Source organism: Duganella sp. sic0402 (genome assembly GCF_019219065.1).
Lineage (GTDB): Bacteria > Pseudomonadota > Gammaproteobacteria > Burkholderiales > Burkholderiaceae_D > Rugamonas.
In genome coordinates this window covers 374,706-397,094 of the sequence record NZ_JAHUWK010000003.1, presented here as the reverse complement: position 1 = coordinate 397,094, position 22,389 = coordinate 374,706, and the positions used below count along the sequence as shown (strand labels likewise).

Below are 22,389 nucleotides of genomic sequence, written 5' to 3'. Positions count from 1 at the left end.
CTGGCTTCCTGCCCACGTTTCACGTAGAAAGCAGCGGCTTCGGCCGTTGCCGGCATGTCCCTCTCTCCCGCCAGGTGCGCATAGACCTTGGCGTCGGAAAAGCAGCTTCAGCGAGTACTCCCGCCAGCCTCACTGAATGTGATTGATTTCTTTCGATTTTGCTTATGGATACTGTTGAGGCTAAAAAAGTCCTCGAAACCGCCTTGCTATGCGCTCGTGAGCCGCTATCGATCCACAGTCTGAAAAAACTGTTTGTCGAGCTGGATGATCAGGACCGGCCGCGCGGCGCCGGCGTGGGCGCCGATACGATCAAGGAATTGCTGGAAGAGTTGCGGCTCGACTGGGCCGGCAAAGGCGTGGAAGTGATCAGCCTGTCGACTGGCTGGCGTTTCCAGAGCCGCCCCGAGATGAAGCTGTATCTGGACCGGATGAATCCGGAAAAGCCGCCGAGGTATTCGCGGGCAACGCTGGAAACACTGGCCATCATTGCGTATCGCCAACCGGTCACGCGGGGCGATATTGAAGAAATACGCGGCGTTGCCGTCAATTCGCAGACGATCAAGATGCTGGAAGACCGTGGCTGGGTGGATGCAGTCGGTTACCGCGACGTCGTCGGCCGTCCTGCCCTGCTGGGCACGACAAAACAGTTTTTGGATGATTTGGGCTTGAATTCGCTGTCCCAGTTGCCGCCGTTGCAGCAAATCAGTGATGGTCAGAGCGCTATGGAAACACTGGAAGCGGCTCTACAAGAGAACTTTGAGAAGGCTGCGCAGCAGGACAGCGCTACCGAGCAAGAAGAAATTGAGCAAGAACAAGGCCCTGCGCCAGATTTAACGGTTGACGCTGAGCACAACCAAGAAACGAATAATGAACAAACCTGATACCCCTGAGACGAACGACGCAGCTGCGGCCGATGTGGTCGCCAAGCCTAAACGCCGCACCAAGGCCCAGATCGAGGCCGATAATGCCGCCGCCGCATCCGGCGACGCGCCCGCCGCCAAGCCGAAGCGCAAGGCCAAGGCGGAAGCCGAGAATACCGAGCCGGTCGGCGCCAACACGCTGGCGCCAGTGAAGAAAGCGCGTGCCAAGAAGGCCGACGCTGCTGCCGCCGCGCCTGTCGCGGAAGGCGAGGCGCCAGTCGCCAAGCCGGTCAAGCCGCGCGCCAAGAAGGCTGCGCCAGCCGCCGAGCCGGGAGCGCCGGCCACCGAAGCCGCCGCGCCAGTGGTTGCGGCCGAAACGCCGGCCGCCGCACCAGCCGAAGCCGGCGAGCGCAGCCCGCGTCCACGTGGTCCGCGCCAGATGCGCGAACTGCGCGCCGCGCGCCAGGCCGCCAATCCACGTCCGGAAGTTGTTGCCGCCGAAGCTGGCGATACCCCAGCGCCGAGCGCGGAAGAGGGGGCAGCGCCAGTGGTCGCCAAGCCACGCCACGAGCAGCGCAATGGCCAGCGTAATAATGAACGCAACGGCAAGAAAAAGAATGGCAAGCAACGCCAGGGCGGCCAGAGCGCCGGCGGCGCCAAGGGTAGCGATGCCGATGCGGCCTTCTCCTATGTCACTTCGGATGCGTTCGACAGCGACGAAGGCAAGGGCCGTCAGCCAGCCAAGGCAGTGCGCCGCGACCTGACCTCGGAAGATGACGCGCCGAAGCTGCACAAGGTGCTGGCTGAAGCCGGCCTGGGTTCGCGCCGTGACATGGAAGAACTGATCGTTGCCGGCCGCGTGTCGGTCAACGGCGAGCCAGCCCACACCGGCCAGCGCATTTTGCCGACCGATGCGGTGCGCATCAACGGCAAGCTGATCCAGCGCCGCGTCAGCAAAAAGCCGCCGCGCGTACTGATTTATCACAAGCCGGCCGGCGAAATCGTCTCGATGGACGATCCGGAGGGCCGTCCATCGGTATTTGATCGTCTGCCGACCATGAAGGCGGGCAAATGGCTGGCCGTCGGCCGTCTGGACTTCAACACCGAAGGCCTGCTGCTGTTCACCACGTCGGGTGACCTGGCCAACCGCCTGATGCACCCGCGCTACGGCATCGACCGCGAATACGCGGTGCGTACCCTGGGCGAGCTGGAAGAGGGCATGCGCCAGAAGCTGCTGGCCGGCGTCGAGCTGGAAGATGGTGTGGCGCAGTTCTCCAAGATCGCTGATGGCGGTGGCGAGGGCATCAACAAATGGTATCGCGTGATCATCGGTGAAGGCCGTAACCGCGAGGTGCGCCGCATGTTCGAGGCGATCGGCCTGACCGTGTCGCGCCTGATCCGTACCCGCTACGGCGCCATGACCCTGCCAAGCAGCCTGAAACGCGGCCGCTGGGAAGAGATGGAAGAAAACGCAGTGCGCGGCCTGATGGCTGCCTACAGCGTCGAGAAAAAGGGCGGCGCGCAGCAGCCGGCGCAGCCTGCCGCCAAAGCGCAGCAGCAAGCCAAGCCGGCGCAAAACAAGGGTCCGGAAAAACGTGGCCGAAATGCCAATAATGGCAGCCGCGACCAGCATGCCGAACGTGGCAATCGCCGTGACGAGCGTGATTTCGACGATGATGACGAAGACGACGACAACGAGCCGAACTTCAACCGCGCCGACCTCAGCAACGCAAATGCATTGCCGTTTGGTAAGCCTGCCCGTAATGGCGGCCGTGGCCAGGGTGGCGGTTTCGGTGGCGGCAACGGCGTCGGCAATGGCAACCGTGGTGGCAAGGGCCGCCCAGGCGGCCAGGGGCAAGGCCAGGGTTCCAGCCGTCCAGGCGGCCGGCCGCAAGGCATTGGCGGCTACGCCGGTGGACGTCCGCTGGGCGAAGGTCCGGCGCCGCGCGCGCAAGGCCAGGGTGGCCGTCCGCAAGGTCAGGGCCAGGGGCAGGGTCAAGGTGGGCAGGGCGCGCAAGGTCGTGGCCAGCAGGCCAAGGGCCCAAGCCGTGGTCCGCGTCAGCCAGATCCGTTGCAAACCACGTTCGGTTTCGGCGCCGCCAGTGGCGCGCCGCGTCGTGGCCAGCAACCGCGTGGCGGTGCGGCTGACCACGGTATGCCGCGTCGCCGCAAGGGCTGACCGATCAGCTTTCGCCTTGTTGTAAGTCTGCTATGCCGCCCGTGCGGCATTGCAGCGAAGTTCATATAAGGTTATAATATCCAGCCTAGTAGAAGTTCCTGATTGCGTCACTGCCAAGGAACTTTTCATCTGGCTAGGTGTTTTAGAAAGATGGGCAGATGCCCATTTTTTTTTTGTTGAACCGTTTTAAACGGCTTGTTTTGCACAAATTAACAAGCCTTAAACTGGAGAATTTCTTGCAGCTTCTGGATTTAATTGAAAAGACCGTGATTGGTCTGGGCTATGAGCTGGTTGATGTCGAACGGGCCGAGCGTGGACTGCTGCGCGTGTTTATCGATTTCAGCGCTGAAGATGCCGAAGAAAAAGGTCCGATCACCGTAGAGGATTGCGCCACGGTCAGCCATCAGCTGTCGCACGTGCTGACGGTCGAGAACGTCAATTACGAACGTCTCGAAATCTCGTCGCCGGGCCTGGACCGTCCGCTGCGCAAGCTGTCGGATTACACACGTTTTGCCGGCTGCGAGGTAGTCATCAAGCTGCGCGCAGCCATGCCGGGTACGAACAACCGGAAGTCGTTCACGGGGGTCCTGCTGGAACCCGAGGGCGAGAATTTGTCGTTGGAATTTGAAAGCAATGAAGGTCCGGCGCAGTTGGATTTCACACTCGCCGATGTGGATAAGGCACGCTTGGTGCCGCAGGTGGATTTTAAGGGACGCAAAGCATGAGTCGCGAAGTTTTGTTATTGGTAGACGCGCTGGCGCGTGAGAAGAACGTCGATAAAGATGTCGTTTTCGGCGCACTGGAGTTCGCGTTGGCGCAAGCCACGAAGAAACGTTATGAGGGTGAAGTAGACATCCGCGTTTCGATCGACCGCGAGTCGGGTGAGTTCGAATCCTTCCGTCGCTGGCACGTGGTGCCTGACGAAGCGGGCCTGCAACTGCCGGACCAGGAAATCCTGCACTTCGAAGCGAAAGAACAGATCGCTGACATCGAAGTGGATGACCACATCGAAGAGCCGATCGAATCCGTCGAATTCGGCCGCCGCTTTGCGCAAGACACCAAACAGGTGGTCCTGCAGCGCGTGCGTGACGCCGAGCGCGAGCAGATCCTGGCCGACTTCCTGGAGCGCGGCGATTCGCTGGTGACCGGTACCATCAAGCGCATGGAGCGCGGTGACGCCATCGTCGAATCCGGCAAGATCGAAGCCCGCCTGCCGCGCGACCAGATGATCCCGAAAGAGAATCTGCGTATCGGCGACCGCGTGCGTGCCTACATCCTGCGCGTGGACCGCAATATGCGCGGCCCGCAAGTGATCCTGTCGCGCACCGCGCCGGAATTCATTGCCAAGCTGTTCGAACTGGAAGTACCGGAAATCGAACAAGGCATGCTGGAAATCAAATCGGCGGCCCGTGACGCCGGCGTGCGCGCCAAGATCGCGGTCTACACCGCCGACAAGCGCATCGATCCGATCGGCACCTGCGTCGGCATGCGCGGTTCGCGCGTGCAGGCCGTGACCGGTGAACTGGGCGGCGAGCGCGTGGACATCGTGCTGTGGTCGGAAGATCCGGCGCAGTTCGTCATCGGCGCACTGGCCCCGGCCAATGTATCGTCGATCGTGGTCGACGAAGAGAAGCACGCGATGGACGTGGTGGTGGACGAAGAGAACCTGGCGATCGCCATCGGCCGCTCCGGCCAGAACGTACGCCTGGCTTCCGACCTGACCGGCTGGAAGATCAATATCATGACGGCCGAGGAATCGGCCGACAAGGCAGCCCAGGAAACCGCCGCGATCCGCGCGCTGTTCATGGAAAAACTGGACGTCGACCAGGAAGTGGCCGACATCCTGGTGGAAGAAGGCTTTGCCAGCCTGGAGGAAATCGCTTACGTGCCAATCTCGGAAATGCTGGAGATTGAATCGTTTGACGAAGATACGGTCAACGAACTGCGCACCCGCGCCCGTGACGCCCTGGTCACCGAAGCCATCGCTTCGGAAGAAGGCCTGGAAGGCATGGACGAGGCGCTGGTCGGTCTGGAAGGTATGGACCGCATCACCGCCGGCAAGCTGGGCCTGGCTGGTATCAAAACGGTAGAAGCTTTTGCCGGCCTGGCTTATGACGAGTTCGGTGCCATTCTGGCCCTGTCGTCTGACCGTGCACGAGCACTGATTACGAGTGAATTTGAAGATGTGACCGACGATGAGATGAAGTTGGTTGATGCGAAGTACGACGACCGCGCCAAAGGCCTGCAAGCCAAAGCCTGGAGTCTGACTGAATCTGCAAAGGCTTAATTTGAGTATTTTTATCATCTCCGCGACACATAGAAAAGAGGACTGAATGGCGAGTAACAACGTAGCCCAATTTGCCACCGAACTGAAGATGCCTGCAGATCTGCTGCTGACGCAGCTGCGTTCTGCCGGCGTCGAAAAAAGTTCGACGTCAGATCCATTGTCGAAAGATGATAAGGATAAGCTGCTCGATCACCTGCGCCGCACCCACGGCGCCGGTGCTGAAGAGAAGAAGAAAATTACGCTGACGCGCAAGGAAACCACCGAGATCAAGCAGGCCGACGCCAATGGCAAGGCCCGCACCATCCAGGTCGCCGTCAAGAAAACGCGTACCTTCGTACAGCGCGACGAACCGCTGACCACCACGCCGGCCCCAGCGCCAGCGCCGGTGATCGACGCGGCGGAAGTCGCACGTCGCGAAGAAGATGCACGCAAACAAGCTGAACTGATCGCCCGTCAGGAAGCGGATCTGCGCGAGAAGCAAGAGCGTCTGGCCAAGCTGGAAGCGGATAAAGCCGCCCAGGAAAAAGCCAACGCCGAAGCCGAAGCCGCCGCCAAGAAGGAAGCGGAAGCCGAAGCCAAGGAAGAAGCGAAGAAAGCTGCTGCCGCCAAGGCCGCTGCTGCGACAGCGCCGGCTGCTGCCGCTGCGCCTGCCGCCGACACCGCCGCTGAAGAAGCCAAGAAAAAAGCTGCTGCTGAAGAAGCCAAGAAAAAGACTGCCGCTGCCGCCAAGGAGGCTGCTGAACAAGCTGCCGCCACCGAGCGCGCGCGCCAGGCTGTGGCAGACGAAGTCGCCCAGATCAAGGCCATGATGAACGCGCCGCGCCGCGCCATCAAGGCGCCGGAACCGGCGCCGGCCCCGGTCAAGCCTAAAGTTGCCGAAGGCACGCTGCACAAGCCGGCGACTGCCGCTGGCGCCGCCAAGCCGGGCGACAAGAAAGACGACAAGAAGCCAGCTGCTGCTGGCGACAAGAAATCGATCAAGTCGGCCAATGTGTCGTCGACCTGGCAGGATGACGCGAAAAAACGCGGCGCCCCGGGCGGTGCGAACAAAGGCCGTGGTGCTGGCGCCAGTACCGGTCGCGACAGCTGGCGCGGTGGCAAGGGCGGCGGTCGCCGTCATCACCAGTCGGATGACCGCGAGACCAACTTCCAGGCGCCTACCGAAGCCGTCATCAAAGACGTGCACGTGCCGGAAACCATCACTGTCGCCGAACTGGCGCACAAGATGTCGGTCAAGGCTTCCGAAGTCATTAAACAGCTGATGAAGCTGGGCCAGATGTGCACCATCAACCAGGTGCTGGACCAGGAAACCGCGATGATCGTGGTGGAAGAAATGGGTCACAAGGCGCATGCTGCCGAGGAAGATGATCCGGAAGCGATCCTGGCTGACCAGGGTGAACACGCGCACTTCGAAGCCAAGCCGCGCGCGCCGGTGGTGACCGTCATGGGTCACGTCGACCACGGTAAAACCTCGTTGCTGGATTACATCCGCCGCGCCAAAGTGGCGTCGGGCGAAGCCGGCGGCATTACCCAGCACATTGGTGCATACCACGTGGACACCCCGCGCGGCATGATCACCTTCCTGGATACGCCGGGTCACGAAGCCTTTACGGCCATGCGTGCCCGCGGTGCGAAAGCAACCGACATCGTGATTCTGGTGGTGGCGGCTGACGACGGCGTGATGCCGCAAACCAAGGAAGCTATCGCTCACGCGAAAGCAGCTGGCGTACCGCTGGTGGTGGCGATCAACAAGATCGACAAACCAGGTGGCAACGTCGACCGTGTGACCCAGGAACTGGTCGCCGAGAGCGTGGTGCCGGAAGAATACGGTGGCGATTCGCCATTCGTGCCAGTGTCGGCAAAAACCGGCGTCGGCATCGACACCCTGCTGGAGCAAGTGCTGCTGCAAGCCGAGGTGCTGGAACTGAAAGCGCCGGTGGAATCGCCTGCGCGCGGCCTGGTGGTTGAGGGCCGTCTGGATAAAGGCAAGGGTCCTGTGGCCACCGTGCTGGTGCAGTCGGGTACGCTGAAGCGCGGCGACGTGATTCTGGCAGGTTCGTCCTTCGGCCGCGTTCGCGCGATGCTGGACGAAAACGGTAAGCCGATCACCGAAGCCGGCCCATCGATCCCGGTCGAAATCCAGGGTCTGACCGAAGTGCCGCAAGCTGGCGAAGAAGTCATGGTCATGGCGGACGAGCGTAAAGCCCGCGAGATCGGCCTGTTCCGTCAAGGTAAGTTCCGCGACGTGAAACTGGCGAAGCAGCAAGCGGCGAAACTGGAAAACATGTTCGACCAGATGGCCGAGGGCGAGGTGAAAAACCTGCCGCTGATCATCAAGACCGACGTGCAAGGTTCGCAAGAAGCGCTGGTGGCCTCGCTGCAGAAACTGTCGACCTCGGAAGTGCGCGTACAAATTGTGCACGCTGCAGTTGGTGGCATCACCGAATCGGACGTCAACCTGGCGGTCGCTTCGAAAGCAGTCATCATCGGCTTCAACGCCCGTGCTGATGCCCAGGCGCGCAAGCTGGCCGAGTCGAACGGTGTGGACATTCGCTACTACAACATCATTTACGATGCGATCGACGAGATCAAATCGGCGTTGTCAGGCATGTTGGCGCCAGAGAAGCGTGAAACCGTCACCGGTCAGGTTGAAGTACGCCAGGTTATCCTGGTGTCCAAGGTCGGCGCCGTGGCTGGTTGCCTGGTCACCGATGGTGTGGTCAAGCGTTCGTCGTCGGTACGTCTGCTGCGCAACAACATCGTGGTGTGGACTGGCGAGATCGACTCGCTCAAACGCTTCAAGGACGACGCGAAAGAAGTCCGCGCCGGTCTGGAGTGCGGCCTGTCGCTGAAGAACTACAACGACATCCAGGTGGGTGACTCGCTGGAAGTGTTCGAAGTACAGGAAATCGCGCGTACCCTGTAATTTACGGGTAGCACAGCAGTATCTGGTAAAGTGGACGGGCCTTCCCGTCCACTTGCCGTTTAGGGAATCATCATGGCAAAACATAGTAAAAACATCCCACAGCGCGGCTTGCGCGTGGCTGATCAGATCCAGAAAGATCTGTCCGAACTGATCGTCTTTGAATTGAAAGACCCGCGCATCGGCATGATCACGCTGGCCGAGGTGCAGCTGACCCCGGATTACGCCCACGCCAAAATCTACTTCACCATGCTGAAGGATGATGCGGAGTCGGTGAAAAACACGCTGGCCGGCCTGCATGCCGCCGCCGGCTATCTGCGCAACCAGCTGGGCAAGCGTCTGCACATCCACACGCTGCCGCAGCTGCATTTTGTGCACGATACCTCGGCCGCGCGCGGTATGGCGATGTCGGCGCTGATCGACCAGGCCAACAGCACCCGCTCGCTCGACGACGGCGAGGAATAATGAATCAGGCTCGTGTGAAACGCGTCCGCGATCTGGTGGACGGCGTACTGCTGCTCGACAAACCTGTCGGCCTGTCGAGCAACGATGCGCTGATCAAGGCCAAGCGCGTGCTGAACGCCAAGAAGGCCGGCCACACCGGCACCCTCGACCCGTTCGCCACTGGCCTGCTGCCGCTGTGCTTCGGCGAGGCCACCAAGTTCTCGCAGGACTTGCTGGAAGCCGATAAAAGCTACGACACCACCGTCCACCTCGGCCAGACCACCGACACCGGCGACACCGAAGGCCAGGTGCAGGAAAGCCGCGACGTCAACGTCACGCTGGAGCAGATCCATGCCGTGCTGGCGCAGTTCCGCGGCCCGATCAAGCAAGTGCCGCCGATGTATTCGGCGCTGAAGCGCGACGGCAAGCCGCTGTACGAATACGCGCGCGAAGGCATCACGCTGGAGCGCGAGGCGCGTGACGTGATCATCCACAAGCTGGAACTGATTTCCTACGAAGCGCCATTCCTGAAACTATCGGTCACCTGCAGCAAGGGTACCTACATCCGCGTGCTGGGCGAAGACATCGGCAAGGCGCTTGGCTGTGGCGCGCACCTGAACGCGCTGCGCCGCACCCAGGTTGGCGAGCTGACCACCGATCGCATGATTACGCTGGAAGAGCTGGCCGCGCACGCAGCGCCATTGACGCTGTTGTCGCCGGTGGACGCACTGTTGTCCAGCTTCCCGCGCGTGGATCTGGGCGAGGCGCTGGCCAAACGATTCCTGCAAGGCCAGCGTCTGCCGCTGGGCAAGGAGCCGGCGGTTGCCGTGCCGTCCGCCCATATCGGACGGGTGCGTGTCTACGATGGCGAGCGCTTGCTGGGGACCGGGCTGTTGCAGGAATACGCCATCCTTGCCCCCGAACGCCTGATCGCCGCCAGCCACACTTAAGCCACAGTTCAGCCACAGGAGCATCCATGGCCCGCAGTCTTGTCTCGTTTGTTGTGATACTGGCCTGCGCAGCGCCGGCCATGGCCCAGCTGACGCCGGAAACGGTGCTGCAAGTCGACGCCATTGCCACGCAAGTGCTGGCCGAGACAGGCGAGGCCAGCGTGTCGCTGGCCATCGTCCGCGACGGCAAGGTCGCCTACGCACAGGCTTATGGATGGGCCCGGCTTGAGCCGCGTTTGCCGGCCACGCCGCAGATGCGCTACAAGATTGGCTCCAACAGCAAGCAGTTCCTCGGTGCCGCCGTACTGCTGCTGGCGGAGGAGGGCAAGCTGTCGCTGGATGACAAGGTGGCGCGCTACTTCCCGCAGCTGAGCCGCGCCCAGGACATCACGCTGCGCCAGCTGCTGTCGCACACCGCCGGCTATAGCGACTACTACCCGCTCGACTACATCGCGCCATTCATGGCGGTTGCCACCACGCCGCAAGCCATCATGGCGAGGTGGGGCCGCCAGCCGCTCAATTTCACGCCCGACCAGCGCTGGGAGTACAGCAACACCAATTATGTGATCGCCGGCCAGATGGCGGAAAAGGCGGTGGGCCAGTCGCTGACGCAGATTATCCGCAGCCGCATCACCGATAAGCTGGGCATGCGCACCGCGATTGACATCAACAGCACCCCATGGAGCGCGGACGATCCGCTCGGCTACCAGCGCTACGCGGAAGGTCCGCTGCGGGTAGCGGTTTCGGAAGGGCGCAACTGGGCCTATGCGGCCGGACAACTGGCAATGAGCGCCGGCGATCTCGCGCTGTGGGATATTGCGCTGTTGCAGGGCAAGCTGCTGAAGCCGACGTCGCAGTCGCAACTGCTGGCCGAAGCGCGCCTGAGCGACGGCGGCGCTACCGGTTATGCGCTTGGCCTGGTGGTGGACCGCAGTCCCGAAGGGCGCGCGCGCTGGCATCACTCGGGTGGCATGTCGGGCTTTATTTCTTTCAACCGTATGTATCCCGATGACGGCATGGCGCTGGTGGTGCTGACCAATGGCCCCGGCCCGGCAGCGGGCAAGACCGTCGATCAACTGGAGCGACTGCTGCTGGCCCTGCCGAAGGCTGCGGCCACCACTGCGCCGCTGACGTCCAGCGCCGCCAGCCTGGCGGTGGTGCGCCAGCTGTTTGCCCAGTTGCAGGCGGGCCAGCCTGACCGCAAGCTGATGAGCAGTGACTTGAGCAGCTATTTCACCGCCACCGCCGTGGCCGATTTCGCCGCATCGCTGCAGCCATTGGGTGCGTTGCAGGACTTGTCCGAAAGCCGCAGCGAGGAACGCGGCGGCATGACCTCGCGCGGCTATCGCGGCATCGCTGGCGGCAAGCAGGTACGCATCAACACCTATTTCCGGCCGGATGGGTTACTGGACCAATTCCTCGTAAATATCCGCTAATGCGATATTTACGTTGAGTTGCAACGCAACATGCTATACTAGTGGGCTTTACGTACCTCCTGTACGTACCCGCAGTTTTTCCCCAAGATAACTACCATGTCTACTACTAAACGCGCAATTCGCAATATTGCAATCATCGCCCACGTTGACCACGGCAAAACCACGCTGGTTGACCAACTGCTGCGCCAGTCCGGCACCTTCCGCGAAAACCAAGCGGTTGATACCCGCGTCATGGACTCGAACGACCTCGAAAAAGAGCGCGGCATTACGATTCTGTCGAAGAATTGCGCTGTTGAGTACGAAGGCACCCACATCAACATCGTTGACACCCCAGGCCACGCCGACTTCGGCGGCGAAGTGGAGCGTGTACTGTCGATGGTGGACTCGGTTCTGCTGCTGGTTGACGCCCAAGAGGGCCCGATGCCACAGACCCGTTTCGTGACCCGCAAGGCGCTGGCCCTGGGCCTGAAGCCTATCGTGGTGGTCAACAAGGTGGACCGTCCAGGCGCGCGCGCTGACTGGGCTATCAACCAGACCTTCGAACTGTTCGACAAGCTGGGCGCTACCGACGAGCAACTGGACTTCCCTATCGTTTACGCTTCGGGTCTGAACGGCTACGCCGGTCTGACCGAAGACGTGCGTTCGGGCGACATGAAGCCGCTGTTCGACGCCATCCTGGAACACGTGCCAGTCCGTGACGACAATCCAGACGGTCCGCTGCAGATGCAAATTACCTCGCTGGACTACTCGTCGTATGTCGGCAAGATCGGCATTGGCCGTATCAACCGCGGCCGTGTGAAAACCGGCCAGGACGTGATCGTTCTGAACGGTCCGGATGCAACCCCGATCAAGGGCCGCATCAACCAGGTGCTGAACTTCAAGGGCCTGGAGCGCGTGCTGGTGGACGACGCTGTTGCCGGCGACATCGTGCTGATCAACGGTATCGAAGAAATCGGCATCGGTTCGACCGTGTGCGCACCGGATACCCCGGAAGCGCTGCCTATGCTGACCGTCGACGAACCAACCCTGACCATGAACTTCATGGTCAACAACTCGCCGCTGGCTGGCCGCGAAGGCAAGTTCGTGACCTCGCGTCAACTGCGCGATCGTCTGGACAAAGAACTGAAAGCCAACGTGGCACTGCGCGTTGCCGCTACCGAAGATGACACCACCTTCGAAGTATCGGGCCGTGGCGAGCTGCACCTGACCATCCTGATCGAAAACATGCGTCGCGAAGGTTTCGAGCTGGCCGTTTCGCGTCCGCGCGTAGTGTTCAAAATGGTGGATGGCGTGCGCCACGAGCCGTTCGAGCAACTGTCGGTTGACGTTGAAGAAGCCAACCAGGGCGGCGTCATGGAAGAACTGGGCCGTCGTCGTGGCGACCTGCAAAACATGGAATCGGACGGCAAAGGCCGTGTGCGTCTGGAATACCGTATTCCAGCACGTGGCCTGATCGGCTTCCAGGGTGAATTCATGACCCTGACCCGTGGTACCGGCCTGATGTCGCACGTGTTCGACGCGTACGCACCAGTCGACAACACCAAGGGTGAACTGGGTGGCCGTCGTAACGGCGTGCTGATCTCGCAAGATGACGGCGCAGCAGTTGCTTACGCTATCTGGAAACTGCAAGATCGCGGCCGTATGTTCGTGGTCCACAATGACCCAGTGTACGAAGGCATGATCATCGGTATCCACTCGCGTGACAACGATCTGGTGGTTAACCCGATCAAGGGCAAGCAGCTGACCAACGTGCGTTCGTCGGGTACCGACGAAGCCGTGCGCCTGGTGCCGCCGATCCAGATGTCGCTGGAATACGCAGTGGAATTCATCGACGACGACGAGCTGGTGGAAATCACCCCGAAATCGATCCGTCTGCGCAAGCGTCACCTGAAAGAGCACGAGCGTAAGAAAGCTTCCCGCGAAGCATAATCTTTCGCTGATCGCCAGATCAAGAAGCCGCCTTCGGGCGGCTTTTTTCATTTGCGTTTTCCTCCTTGCTGGGTTACTTTGGTGCATGGCAGCAAAACCGCATGGAGGATGATCTTGAGTGACGACAAGCAGAATTCCTGGCTCAACACCTGGCCTGGCAATCCCTTTAACCTGGCTCAGCAGGCGACCGATTACTGGGTCGATGCAGTCCAGCGCAGCGTCCTGTTCATGGACGTGCTGCGTGACCGTGGCGACGAGCGCAATCACCGCGCCGAGCAGACCGCTCCCCATGTATTGAGTTTCGCATTTGAAGTCGTGATGGATGGCCGCCACCTGGAGCGTCCTGTCAACTACGGCCTGCTGAAAATCCTGCAACCGGACGGCGTCGAGCCGGATCCGACCAAGCGCCCCTTCATTGTGTTCGATCCGCGTGCCGGTCACGGTCCCGGCATCGGCGGCATGAAGCATGACAGTGAAATCGGCGTGGTGCTGAAAGCCGGCCACCCGTGCTATTTCGTCGGCTTCACGCCGCATCCTGTGCCAGGCCAGACCATTGAAGATGTCTGCAAGGCCGAGGCCAAGTTCATCGCCAAGGTGGCCGAGCTGCATCCGCAGGCCGACGGCAAGCCTGCGCTGATCGGCAACTGCCAGGCCGGCTGGCAAATCATGATGACCAGCGCGCTGAATCCGGACCTGGTCGGACCGCTGGTGCTGGCCGGTGCGCCGCTGTCGTACTGGGCTGGCGTGCGCGGCAAGAATCCGCTGCGCTATCTGGGGGGGATCCTCGGCGGCACCTGGATGACGGCGCTGGCCGGCGACTTGGGCAACGGTGTCTTTGACGGTGCGGCACTGGTCGCCAACTTCGAGAAGATGAATCCGTCCAACACCTTCTGGAGCAAGAACTACAACGTTTATTCGAAGATCGATACCGAGGCGCAGCGCTTCCTCGACTTTGAAAAATGGTGGGGCAATCCGGTGCTGCTGAACGCCGAAGAAATCCAGTACATCACCGACTCGCTGTTTGTCGGCAACCGGCTCAGCGATGCGGCGTTGCTGGACAGTCAAGGCCACCGCATCGACCTGCGCAATGTGAAGTCGCCGATCGTGGTGTTCTGCTCGTGGGGCGATGACATCACGCCGCCGCAGCAGGCGCTGGGCTGGGTGCTGGATCTGTACGAGGATGACGCGGCGCTGGTGGCTGGCGGCCAGACCATCATCTACTCGATGCACCAGAGCATAGGCCACCTGGGCATCTTTGTGTCGGCCTCGGTGGCCAATAAGGAACACGAGGAATTCACCGCCGCCATGGACATGATCGACATCATGCCGCCGGGCCTGTACGAAGCGGTATTCCTCGACAAGGATGAGGAAATGCTGCAGGCGGAAATCGCCTCCGGCGATATGGCGGCTGGCGATTATGTGATGCGTTTTGAGCGCCGCAACCTGGATGCGCTGCGCGCGCTGGGCGGCAACGATGTGGCGGATGAACGCCGCTTCGCCACCGTCGCGCGCGTGTCGGAAATCAACAAGGGCCTGTACCAGACCTTTGCCAGTCCGCTGGTCAAATCGCTGGTGAGCGAGGACGTCGCCGAGCGCCTGCGCGAGGCGCATCCACTGCGCATGCGCTATACCGCTTTCTCCAGCAAAAATCCGCTGCTGAACCAGATCCCCGCGCTGGCCGAGAAGGTGCGCGCCGAGCGCAAGCCGGTGGCCAAGGACAATATCTTCCTGCATATGCAGGAAGCCTGGTCCAAGCAGATCGTTGATGCGCTGGATCGCTACAGGGATGCGCGCGACCAGGCGACCGAGAACATTTTCCTCGGCGTGTATGGCTCGCCGCTGCTGCAAGCGCTGGTCGGCCTGAGTACGGACGGCGGCAAGCCGCGCCGCATCGGCCGCGACATCGCCCGCGAGGCGACTTTCAACGCCAACCGCGCGGCGGCAGCGCTGCGCACCAAGGAAGGCGGCGTGACTGAAGGGATTATTCGCGGCTTGCTGTACATCTTCCGCAGTCCGGAAATGAGCGCGGCCGACGAACGCGCGTTTGCCGCGATGCGCCAGCTGCGTTTGCGTACTTCGGACAACAAGGAAATGAGCGTCACGCTGCTGAAGAAGATCTTGCGCGAGCAGTACCTGATCTTGCAGGTGGATGAAGAGGCGGCGCTGAATGACCTGCCGCTGCTGCTGCCGGAAGATCCGGAAGGCCGCGCCACCGCGCTGGGCATCGTGCGCCAGGTGGCCGGCGCCACCGGCACGCTGACCGGCGAGGCGGCAACGCGGCTGGACCGTGTCGCCGCCATCTTCGGGCCGCAGGCGCCGAAGCTGGCCGTGGTGCGTAAAAAGAAAGGCGCTTAACTAAGCGTTAGCGCGGCGCGCCTGGCGGAGCAGGGCGCCGCTATTGATGTCGGCGATGGTGGCGCAGCCCGCCATCGCCATGCAGATTTCCAGTTCCTCGCGCAGCAGCTTGAGCATATGCGCCACGCCCAGCGCGCCGGCCACGCTCAGCGCATACACTTGCAGCCTGCCGATGGCCACTGCATTCGCGCCTAGCGCCAGCGCCTTGAAGGCGTCGCTGCCGGACAGCACGCCGCCGTCATACATGATGGGGAAGTCCGGGCCGATTGCGGCGCGTATTGCCGGCAGCACGTCCAGTCCCGACGGCGCGCCATCCAGGCTGCGGCCGCCATGATTGGAGACGGCGACACCGGCCACGCCCGCATCGCGCAGTGCTACCGCATCGTCCGGATGCAGCACACCTTTGACCCATACCGGCAGCGTGGTCTGGCTCATCACCCAATGGATATCGTCCCAGCTTGGCGCGCCGCGCATGGCGCCCTGGAAGAAACGGCTTTCGCCAGGGCCGTTGCCGGCAAAGCGCGGCGTGGTGTCGTAGCCGCGCAGATTGAGGTTGACGCAGTCGGCCGGCAGCTGGAATTGCGCCGCCAGCGCACGGCGGTTGGCCACCTGGATCGGTGCGTCGACCGTCAGCACGATGGCGCGGTAGCCGGCCGCTTCGGCGCGGCGCAGCAGGTGCAGCGTGTCCTCCCGGCGCGGCAGCAGGTAGAGCTGGAACCAGCGCTTGGCAGCGACCGTCTCTTCCAGCAGACAGGACGATTGCGTGCTGGCGATCATGCAGGTATCGGTGGCGTCGGCGGCACGCGCGGTGTCGATCTCGCCGTTCGGATGCGCCAGCTTGTGGAAGGCCAGCGGCGCCAGGAATAGCGGATGCGCGTGGGTTTCGCCGGCCAGCGTGATGCGCGTGTGACCCTGGCTGACATCACGCAGCAGACGCGGATAGATCGCCCATTGTTCAAACGCGGTCACATTTGCCGCCACGCTCTGCCCGTAGCCACTGCCTCCCGCAATGTAAGCGTGGTGCGACGGCGGCATGAAGTGCGGCGCCAGCGCGGCGTAGTCCTGGGCGTTGCGGATCTCGGCGGGAATTGAATTGAGCGGCGGTGAAATGGTGGGCGCGGACATTTTTGATCAATGGAAGGCTGCGGGATTTTGAGTATATCGCGCAGCCCGGTTTTTCCATCGTTAAGCGATTTTCCCCAGCGGCTTGCGCATGAATACGCTGTGTGGATCGTCTGGATAGTCGCCGTAGGGACCGCACCGCTGGAAGCCGCTGCGCGTGTAAAAGGCCAGTGCTTCCGGCTGCGCCGGGCCGGCTTCCAGCACCATTTCCGGGCAGGCGGCGGAGACTGCGGTCTGCTCCAGCAGCCCGATCAGCTGGCTGGCGGCGCCGGTGCCGCGCGCGGCGGGACGCACGTACATGCGCTTGATCTCGCCATATTCCGGCGTCAGCAGCACGGCGGCGCAGCCGATGGCCGCGCCGTCGCTGTCGCGGGCCACGGCGAAACGGACGTTGGCTTGCAGCAGTGAACGGATGTCCAGCGCGTAGACCGACTCGGCCGGGTAGAGGGCGTACAGATACGCGTCCAGCTCGGCGATCAGCGTGTGGACGTCGGGCTGGTCCGGCGTTTCAAAAGCGATAGGCATGGCGTGTTAATTTATTGGATTTTAATCCAGTATAATGGAAATCATGGATATCAATCAACTCATTGCGCGCCGCGTGCAAGCCTTGCGCAACGCACGCGGCCTGTCGCTGGCGGCCTTGGCCGAACGCAGCGGCGTCAGCCGGTCCAATATTTCGCTGATCGAAAGGGGCGAGAGCAGCGCCACCGCCACCGTGCTGGACAAGCTTGCGGGCGCCTTGGGCGTCGCGCTGGCTTCGCTGTTCGCGGCTGACAGCGCGGCGCCGTCACGGCTCAGCACGCCCGACACGCAGCCGGTGTGGACCGATCCCCCCTCCGGCTACACGCGCCGCCAGCTGTCGCCGCCGGTGCGCTCCCCGCTGCACATGGTGGAAGTGGTGTTTCCGCCCGGCCGCCGGGTTGCCTATGACCAGACGCACAACGACGCCGACATCTACCAGCAGCTGTGGATGCTTGAAGGCCGTATCGAAGTCACCTCCGGCGAACAGCGCTGGCAGTTGATGCCGGGAGACTGCCTGGCCTTGCGCGAAGGCCCTGGCATCAGCTACGAAAACAAGCATGACCAGCCAGCACGCTACCTGGTCAGCCTGGTGACGCTACCGTTCTTGGCTTAAGGGCTGGCTGGCGTAATCGCCCTGGTGATCTTGCCAGTCTCGTCCAGCATGCGGATCTCCGGTGCGCCGTCCGCGCCGACGATCAGCATCATGCGCACGCGGCCCTGGGCGTCTTTGAGTTGCAGCGCCGAGCCTTTGTCGCGCGTGTTGCCCAGCCAGATGCGGTTGACGCTGAGGCGGCCTTCGCGGTTCAGTTTCTGCCAATAAGCCTCGCGTTCGCTCTCCGGCAACTGGCGAGCTTGCTCGCCATAGCGTTTGATGTCGTCCATGGAGGCGTGCTGGAAGTAGGGCACGTCGTTGATTTTGATGGCGGTCTGCTGCGCTGTGGCGCTATCGGTGTTCAGCAACTGCAGCGCCTGGTCCTGGCGGAAGCGGTCAAAGGTTAGCGACAGGCCGGACGACACCTTGCCATCTTCGCTGATACTGCCTTTCTGGATCAGACCGCCGTTTTCCGTGCCTTCCTCGTTCACGAAGATCATGCCGGCGAATGAACGGCGGTCGGGCCGCGCGCCTTCCTTGCCTTGCATGAAATCGCCAGGGAATTGGGCGCGGTTGGAAATCACCAGCCGCTTGGTGCCGTCCGGCTCAACGATGTTGATACGGCCGACTGTGATTTCGTCGAACTGCGGGTGGCGGTCTTCGCGCGCTCCGGTCAGCAGCACGACGGCGGCGAGGGCGCTGGCCATGGTGGCGGCGCCGGCGAAGAAGGTTTTAAGCTGCGGCATGCTGGCCTCCCGTGGCTTTGCGCATGCGCCATTCGACCACCAGCAACAGCAGTCCGCCAAACATCAGCAGGGCGCCGACATATCCCATGATCTTGTTCTGCGGCGGACGCACATAGGTCACGTCAGCCAGTTCAAATTTGCGCTGGCCGTTGGCGGCCGGCGCGAAGTACATGCTGCCACGGTTGCCCCAGACCTCGATGGTCTGCACCTTGACCCGGCTGGCATCGGGAGCTTGTTCAAATGTCTGGTCGGATTCGCCTTCCAGCAGCACGCCCTGCGATTTGTATTTATACAGATTGTTGGCGTAGAAGATGCCATCGTTGGCCGCCAGCATCAGCGCGAAACCCAGCAGTCCGGCGGCGGCCGCGCCCCAAATGTATTTGCGCGCATCGTGCAGGCGGCGTTGCACCTCGCCGTTCAGAAACTGGCTGACCTCCGGGATGTGGCGCAACGAGGTGTGCAGGACTTGGCGGTCTATGTCGGCCAGAAAATCGGCCGGTGCCAGTTGCAGCGATTTGATGATGCTGCTGAACATGTCCGCCGAAGGCTGCGACTTGTCATTTTCCAGCTTGGACAGATAAGACTGCTCGATGCCGATCGCCTCGGCAAACTGCGGTTGTGTCAGATTTCTCTGGGTGCGGAGTTGTTTTAACTTGTCGCCAAAATTCATCCTCAAGACCTTTCTGTGGGGAACTTAAAGCGTATTCTTGGGTATTCTTGCAAGAATAACCAGTTGAATATGGCGGAATATGCAAGAATTTTGGCAGAAGGGCGATCCCATCGCACAGCTTGAGGCAGCTTAGGGGAAGCGAAGTTGCGCTATAATGTCGACCCCAATCGATCAGCCTTGTGCCGCCATGACCACCATTCATCCGCCGACCGCCGACCAAGCACCTGTAGTGCCGAGCCGCCGCCTGTCCGTCGCGCCGATGATGGACTGGACTGACCGCCACTGCCGCGTGTTTCACCGCCACATCAGCAAGCACACCTGGCTGTACACCGAAATGGTGACCACCGGCGCGCTGGTGTATGGCGATGTGGAGCGGCATCTGCGCTTCAACGAGGAAGAGCATCCTGTGGCGCTGCAACTGGGCGGCAGCGATCCGTCCGACCTGGCCACCAGCGCCAAGCTGGGCGAGCAGTGGGGCTATGACGAGATCAACCTCAACTGCGGCTGCCCGTCGGAGCGGGTACAGAAAGGCGCTTTCGGCGCCTGCCTGATGGCCGAGCCGCAACTGGTGGCTGACTGCGTCAAAGCCATGCGCGACGCGGTGTCGATCGATGTCACCGTCAAGCACCGCATCGGCATCGATGATGTGCAGAGCTACGATTTCGTCCGCGATTTCGTCGGCCAGGTGGCGGACGCCGGCTGCAAGACCTTCATCGTGCACGCCCGCAATGCGATACTGAAAGGCTTGTCGCCGAAGGAAAACCGTGAAATCCCGCCGCTGAAATACGATTACGCATACCAGCTCAAGCGCGACTTCCCTGACTTCGAAATCATTATTAATGGCGGCATCAAGACCGAAGCCGAGATTGATGCACATCTGCAACACCTGGACGGCGTGATGCTGGGCCGCGAGGCCTATCACAACCCGTTCGTCATGGCCAACTTCGACCAGCGCTATTACGGCGACCACAGCGCGCCCAAGACCCGCGAACAAGTGCTGGAAGCCATGATTCCCTATATACAGGCACAGCTGGCCCAGTATGGCCCGCTCGGCTTGAAGCTCAATTCCATCACCCGCCACATGCTTGGCATCATGACTGGCCTGCCCGGCGCACGCGCCTTCCGCCAGACCTTGTCCGACTCCAAAAAGCTCGCCCTCGGCGACGCCAATTTGCTCCTCGAAGCCGCAGCCCGACTGCGTATTGCTCCGTAGAACTACGTATATTGACAAACTTTCATTGGCTGTGGTGGCATTTCCACACAGAAAGTTCGTTTGCGTATTTTCCGGGCAGTAATTGCTTGCTTTGAGGCAAAATTTGCATCTATAATTCCTGAATATACACACATATCCACCGACCTTCGTGCTGTATTGCGGTTCAAAAAAACTACATGCAAGCTGCTGGTGGAGCCGCAAATTTTGCATTCGCAGTCATTGTTTGCTACTGTCTAGCTTATTACTTAGCAGCAAGGGTTTTGTTTGGATGGCATCCTCAAACGCGATGGCTTCAAAGCAACTTCTATTAACGTGTCACTAAAGAAGAAGACGAAATGAATTTAGCAAAAATGAAAGTCGGTACGCGACTGGGCCTCGGATTCGCCCTGGTGCTCGTATTCCTGGTGGCAGTCACCGCTGTGGGCATCCTGCGCATGTCGCAGATCCAGAACCGCCTGGATCACGTTATCTCCGTCAACAACGTCGTGTCGCGCCTGGTGGTGGACATGCGTAACAACGTGACCGAGCGCGTCAATTCGCTGCGCGTGCTGACCATGATCGCCGATCCGGCCGACATGGAAACCGATATGAACCGCATCAAGGAACTGGGCGCAAAGTACACCGAGTTCCAGAACAAGCTGAGCGCACAATTCGCGGTGGAAGCCACCCCGGAAGAGAAGAACCTGCTGGCTACCGTGAAAGAATCGGAAGCGCTGGCCATGCCGGCCATCGCCAAGGCGTCGGAACTGTGGCTGGCCGCCAAGCCTGAAGAGGCAACCCGCGTGCTGGTGAAAGAAATCCGCCCAGCCCAGAAAAAATGGCTGACCGCGCTGGAACAACTGGGTTCGATGGAAGACAAGATGAATGCGCAGATGCAAGTGGATGCCGCCAACGGCTTCTCCAGCGCACGTACCTTCATGATCATCATGGGCCTGCTGGCCGTGGCAATCTCGGTGGCTGCCGCACTGGTCATCACCCGCAGCCTGCAGAAGCAGCTGGGCGGCGAGCCTGACTACACCTCGTCGATCGCTGGCGCCATCGCTGGCGGCGACCTGTCGATCTCGATCAACACCACCGGCGCTGACAAGAACAGCCTGGTATTCGAAATGCGTGAAATGCGCAACAGCCTGCGCGACATCGTCAGCCAGGTCCGCACCGGCACCGAAACCATCGGCACCGCCTCGCGTGAAATCGCCGCCGGCAACGTCGACCTGTCGTCGCGTACCGAAATGCAGGCTTCGTCGCTGGAAAAAACCGCCTCGGCCATGGATGAGCTGACCTCGACCGTTAAACAAAACGCCGACAACGCCCGTGAAGCCAACCAGCTGGCATCGGCGGCATCGGATGTGGCGGTCAAAGGCGGCCAGGTGGTATCGCAAGTGGTGGACACCATGAGCTCGATCGATGCTTCGGCCAAGAAGATCGTGGACATCATCGGCGTGATCGATGGCATCGCCTTCCAGACCAATATCCTGGCGCTGAACGCTGCGGTTGAAGCAGCCCGTGCCGGCGAACAAGGCCGCGGCTTCGCGGTGGTGGCATCGGAAGTGCGTAATCTGGCCCAGCGTTCGGCTGGCGCAGCAAAAGAAATCAAGATGCTGATCGATGACTCGGTCGAGAAAGTCGGCGCCGGCACCAAGCTGGTCGGCCAGGCCGGTGTGACGATGGACGAGGTAGTGACCTCGGTGCGCCGCGTAACCGACATCATGAGCGAAATCGCCAATGCCAGCCAGGAACAGAGCGCCGGTATTGCCCAGGTCAACCAGTCCATCATCGAGATGGATAGCATGACCCAACAGAATGCCGCGCTGGTGGAAGAAGCCGCCGCCGCAGCACAAAGCTTGCAAGATCAGGCCGGCGAGTTGGCTCGCGTAGTCAGCATCTTCAAGCTGGTGGAAGGTGAAGAGCGCACGGCTGCTGCAGCGCCAGCGCCAGCCGCCAAGCAAGCAGCAGTGGTCAAGCCGATCGCTGCCAGCCGCGCTCCTGTGAAGAAACTGGCCGCAAAAGCAACGCCAGCGTCTGCACCAGCAGCCAAACCGAAAAAAGTCGCCTCGGCAGCCAGCACCGCCGGTAGCGATGAGTGGGAAGAGTTCTAAGCAGTTTTTATTTGCCGCAGTCTGCCGTCCGCCCTTGTGGACATATGGCCCGCTGTGGAGTTCGT

General features: G+C 61.4%; 17 protein-coding genes. 13 read left to right on the top strand and 4 right to left on the bottom strand.

Annotation, left to right across the window (positions count from 1 at the left end):
- Positions 1-164 precede the first annotated feature (164 nt).
- The 10 genes from scpB (at position 165) to KW842_RS10805 (ending at position 15,363) form a co-directional block, all read left to right on the top strand.
- Entirely contained in the window at positions 165-881 is a 717-nt protein-coding gene (gene scpB, locus KW842_RS10850) for an SMC-Scp complex subunit ScpB (protein WP_218304091.1), read from the top strand.
- Positions 868-3,039 carry a pseudouridine synthase gene (locus KW842_RS10845; protein WP_218304090.1) on the top strand — a complete coding sequence of 724 codons (2,172 nt, stop codon included), beginning with the start codon at positions 868-870 and terminating at the stop codon, positions 3,037-3,039. The genes scpB and KW842_RS10845 overlap by 14 nt, the downstream gene beginning before the upstream one ends.
- 236 nt (positions 3,040-3,275) lie before the next feature.
- Positions 3,276-3,764 carry a ribosome maturation factor RimP gene (rimP, locus tag KW842_RS10840; RefSeq protein ID WP_218304288.1) on the top strand — a complete coding sequence of 163 codons (489 nt, stop codon included), beginning with the start codon at positions 3,276-3,278 and terminating at the stop codon, positions 3,762-3,764.
- Positions 3,761-5,326 carry a transcription termination factor NusA gene (gene nusA / locus KW842_RS10835; RefSeq protein WP_110847054.1) on the top strand — a complete coding sequence of 522 codons (1,566 nt, stop codon included), beginning with the start codon at positions 3,761-3,763 and terminating at the stop codon, positions 5,324-5,326. The genes rimP and nusA overlap by 4 nt, the downstream gene beginning before the upstream one ends.
- A gap of 46 nt (positions 5,327-5,372) precedes the next feature.
- Positions 5,373-8,252, top strand: a complete 2,880-nt coding sequence (gene infB, locus KW842_RS10830; protein ID WP_218304089.1) for a translation initiation factor IF-2 — start codon at positions 5,373-5,375, stop codon at positions 8,250-8,252.
- 72 nt (positions 8,253-8,324) lie between these two features.
- Complete coding sequence (gene rbfA / locus KW842_RS10825) at positions 8,325-8,714, top strand: 30S ribosome-binding factor RbfA (protein ID WP_218304088.1); 390 nt, start codon at positions 8,325-8,327, stop codon at positions 8,712-8,714.
- Positions 8,714-9,643, top strand: coding sequence for a tRNA pseudouridine(55) synthase TruB (gene truB, locus KW842_RS10820; RefSeq protein ID WP_218304087.1), 930 nt, complete (start codon positions 8,714-8,716; stop codon positions 9,641-9,643). The genes rbfA and truB overlap by 1 nt, the downstream gene beginning before the upstream one ends.
- Positions 9,644-9,669: 26 nt before the next feature.
- The gene (locus KW842_RS10815) at positions 9,670-11,079 is read left to right on the top strand and encodes a serine hydrolase (RefSeq protein WP_218304086.1); all 1,410 of its coding nucleotides are present in this window, start codon (positions 9,670-9,672) and stop codon (positions 11,077-11,079) included.
- Between the two features lie 96 nt (positions 11,080-11,175).
- Positions 11,176-13,008, top strand: coding sequence for a translational GTPase TypA (gene typA, locus KW842_RS10810; RefSeq protein ID WP_218304085.1), 1,833 nt, complete (start codon positions 11,176-11,178; stop codon positions 13,006-13,008).
- 114 nt (positions 13,009-13,122) lie between these two features.
- A complete protein-coding gene (locus KW842_RS10805; RefSeq protein WP_218304084.1) occupies positions 13,123-15,363 on the top strand; it encodes a DUF3141 domain-containing protein in 2,241 nt (746 codons plus the stop codon).
- Here KW842_RS10805 and KW842_RS10800 read toward each other — a convergent pair whose 3' ends face one another.
- A complete protein-coding gene (locus KW842_RS10800) occupies positions 15,364-16,488 on the bottom strand; it encodes an alpha-hydroxy acid oxidase (protein WP_218304083.1) in 1,125 nt (374 codons plus the stop codon).
- Between the two features lie 60 nt (positions 16,489-16,548).
- Positions 16,549-17,010 carry a GNAT family N-acetyltransferase gene (locus tag KW842_RS10795; protein WP_218304082.1) on the bottom strand — a complete coding sequence of 154 codons (462 nt, stop codon included), beginning with the start codon at positions 17,008-17,010 and terminating at the stop codon, positions 16,549-16,551.
- 43 nt (positions 17,011-17,053) lie between these two features.
- Between KW842_RS10795 and KW842_RS10790 the strand changes: the two genes are divergently transcribed.
- Positions 17,054-17,620 carry an XRE family transcriptional regulator gene (locus KW842_RS10790; RefSeq protein ID WP_218304081.1) on the top strand — a complete coding sequence of 189 codons (567 nt, stop codon included), beginning with the start codon at positions 17,054-17,056 and terminating at the stop codon, positions 17,618-17,620.
- Here KW842_RS10790 and KW842_RS10785 read toward each other — a convergent pair.
- Both KW842_RS10785 and KW842_RS10780 read right to left on the bottom strand, forming a co-directional pair.
- A complete protein-coding gene (locus KW842_RS10785; RefSeq protein ID WP_218304080.1) occupies positions 17,617-18,345 on the bottom strand; it encodes a hypothetical protein in 729 nt (242 codons plus the stop codon). The genes KW842_RS10790 and KW842_RS10785 overlap by 4 nt on opposite strands.
- Positions 18,332-19,015 carry a helix-turn-helix domain-containing protein gene (locus KW842_RS10780; RefSeq protein ID WP_218304287.1) on the bottom strand — a complete coding sequence of 228 codons (684 nt, stop codon included), beginning with the start codon at positions 19,013-19,015 and terminating at the stop codon, positions 18,332-18,334. Before KW842_RS10780 ends, KW842_RS10785 begins: the two co-directional genes overlap by 14 nt.
- Before the next feature lie 187 nt (positions 19,016-19,202).
- Here KW842_RS10780 and dusA point away from each other — a divergent pair, with 187 nt between their 5' ends.
- Together dusA and KW842_RS10770 are read left to right on the top strand one after the other, a co-directional pair.
- The gene (gene dusA, locus KW842_RS10775; protein ID WP_218304286.1) at positions 19,203-20,228 is read left to right on the top strand and encodes a tRNA dihydrouridine(20/20a) synthase DusA; all 1,026 of its coding nucleotides are present in this window, start codon (positions 19,203-19,205) and stop codon (positions 20,226-20,228) included.
- A gap of 335 nt (positions 20,229-20,563) precedes the next feature.
- Positions 20,564-22,324: a methyl-accepting chemotaxis protein gene (locus KW842_RS10770; protein ID WP_229223615.1), complete on the top strand. Its 1,761-nt coding sequence runs from the start codon at positions 20,564-20,566 to the stop codon at positions 22,322-22,324.
- The last annotated feature ends 65 nt before the right edge of the window (positions 22,325-22,389 follow it).

Coding starts and splice junctions, on each gene's coding strand:
- scpB (WP_218304091.1), top strand. CDS start 165: ATGGATACTGTTGAGGCTAAAAAAGTCCTCGAAACCGCCTTGCTATGC.
- KW842_RS10845 (WP_218304090.1), top strand. CDS start 868: ATGAACAAACCTGATACCCCTGAGACGAACGACGCAGCTGCGGCCGAT.
- nusA (WP_110847054.1), top strand. CDS start 3,761: ATGAGTCGCGAAGTTTTGTTATTGGTAGACGCGCTGGCGCGTGAGAAG.
- infB (WP_218304089.1), top strand. CDS start 5,373: ATGGCGAGTAACAACGTAGCCCAATTTGCCACCGAACTGAAGATGCCT.
- rbfA (WP_218304088.1), top strand. CDS start 8,325: ATGGCAAAACATAGTAAAAACATCCCACAGCGCGGCTTGCGCGTGGCT.
- truB (WP_218304087.1), top strand. CDS start 8,714: ATGAATCAGGCTCGTGTGAAACGCGTCCGCGATCTGGTGGACGGCGTA.
- KW842_RS10815 (WP_218304086.1), top strand. CDS start 9,670: ATGGCCCGCAGTCTTGTCTCGTTTGTTGTGATACTGGCCTGCGCAGCG.
- typA (WP_218304085.1), top strand. CDS start 11,176: ATGTCTACTACTAAACGCGCAATTCGCAATATTGCAATCATCGCCCAC.
- KW842_RS10800 (WP_218304083.1), bottom strand. CDS start 16,488: ATGTCCGCGCCCACCATTTCACCGCCGCTCAATTCAATTCCCGCCGAG.
- KW842_RS10795 (WP_218304082.1), bottom strand. CDS start 17,010: ATGCCTATCGCTTTTGAAACGCCGGACCAGCCCGACGTCCACACGCTG.
- KW842_RS10790 (WP_218304081.1), top strand. CDS start 17,054: ATGGATATCAATCAACTCATTGCGCGCCGCGTGCAAGCCTTGCGCAAC.
- KW842_RS10785 (WP_218304080.1), bottom strand. CDS start 18,345: ATGCCGCAGCTTAAAACCTTCTTCGCCGGCGCCGCCACCATGGCCAGC.
- KW842_RS10780 (WP_218304287.1), bottom strand. CDS start 19,015: ATGAATTTTGGCGACAAGTTAAAACAACTCCGCACCCAGAGAAATCTG.
- dusA (WP_218304286.1), top strand. CDS start 19,203: ATGACCACCATTCATCCGCCGACCGCCGACCAAGCACCTGTAGTGCCG.
- KW842_RS10770 (WP_229223615.1), top strand. CDS start 20,564: ATGAATTTAGCAAAAATGAAAGTCGGTACGCGACTGGGCCTCGGATTC.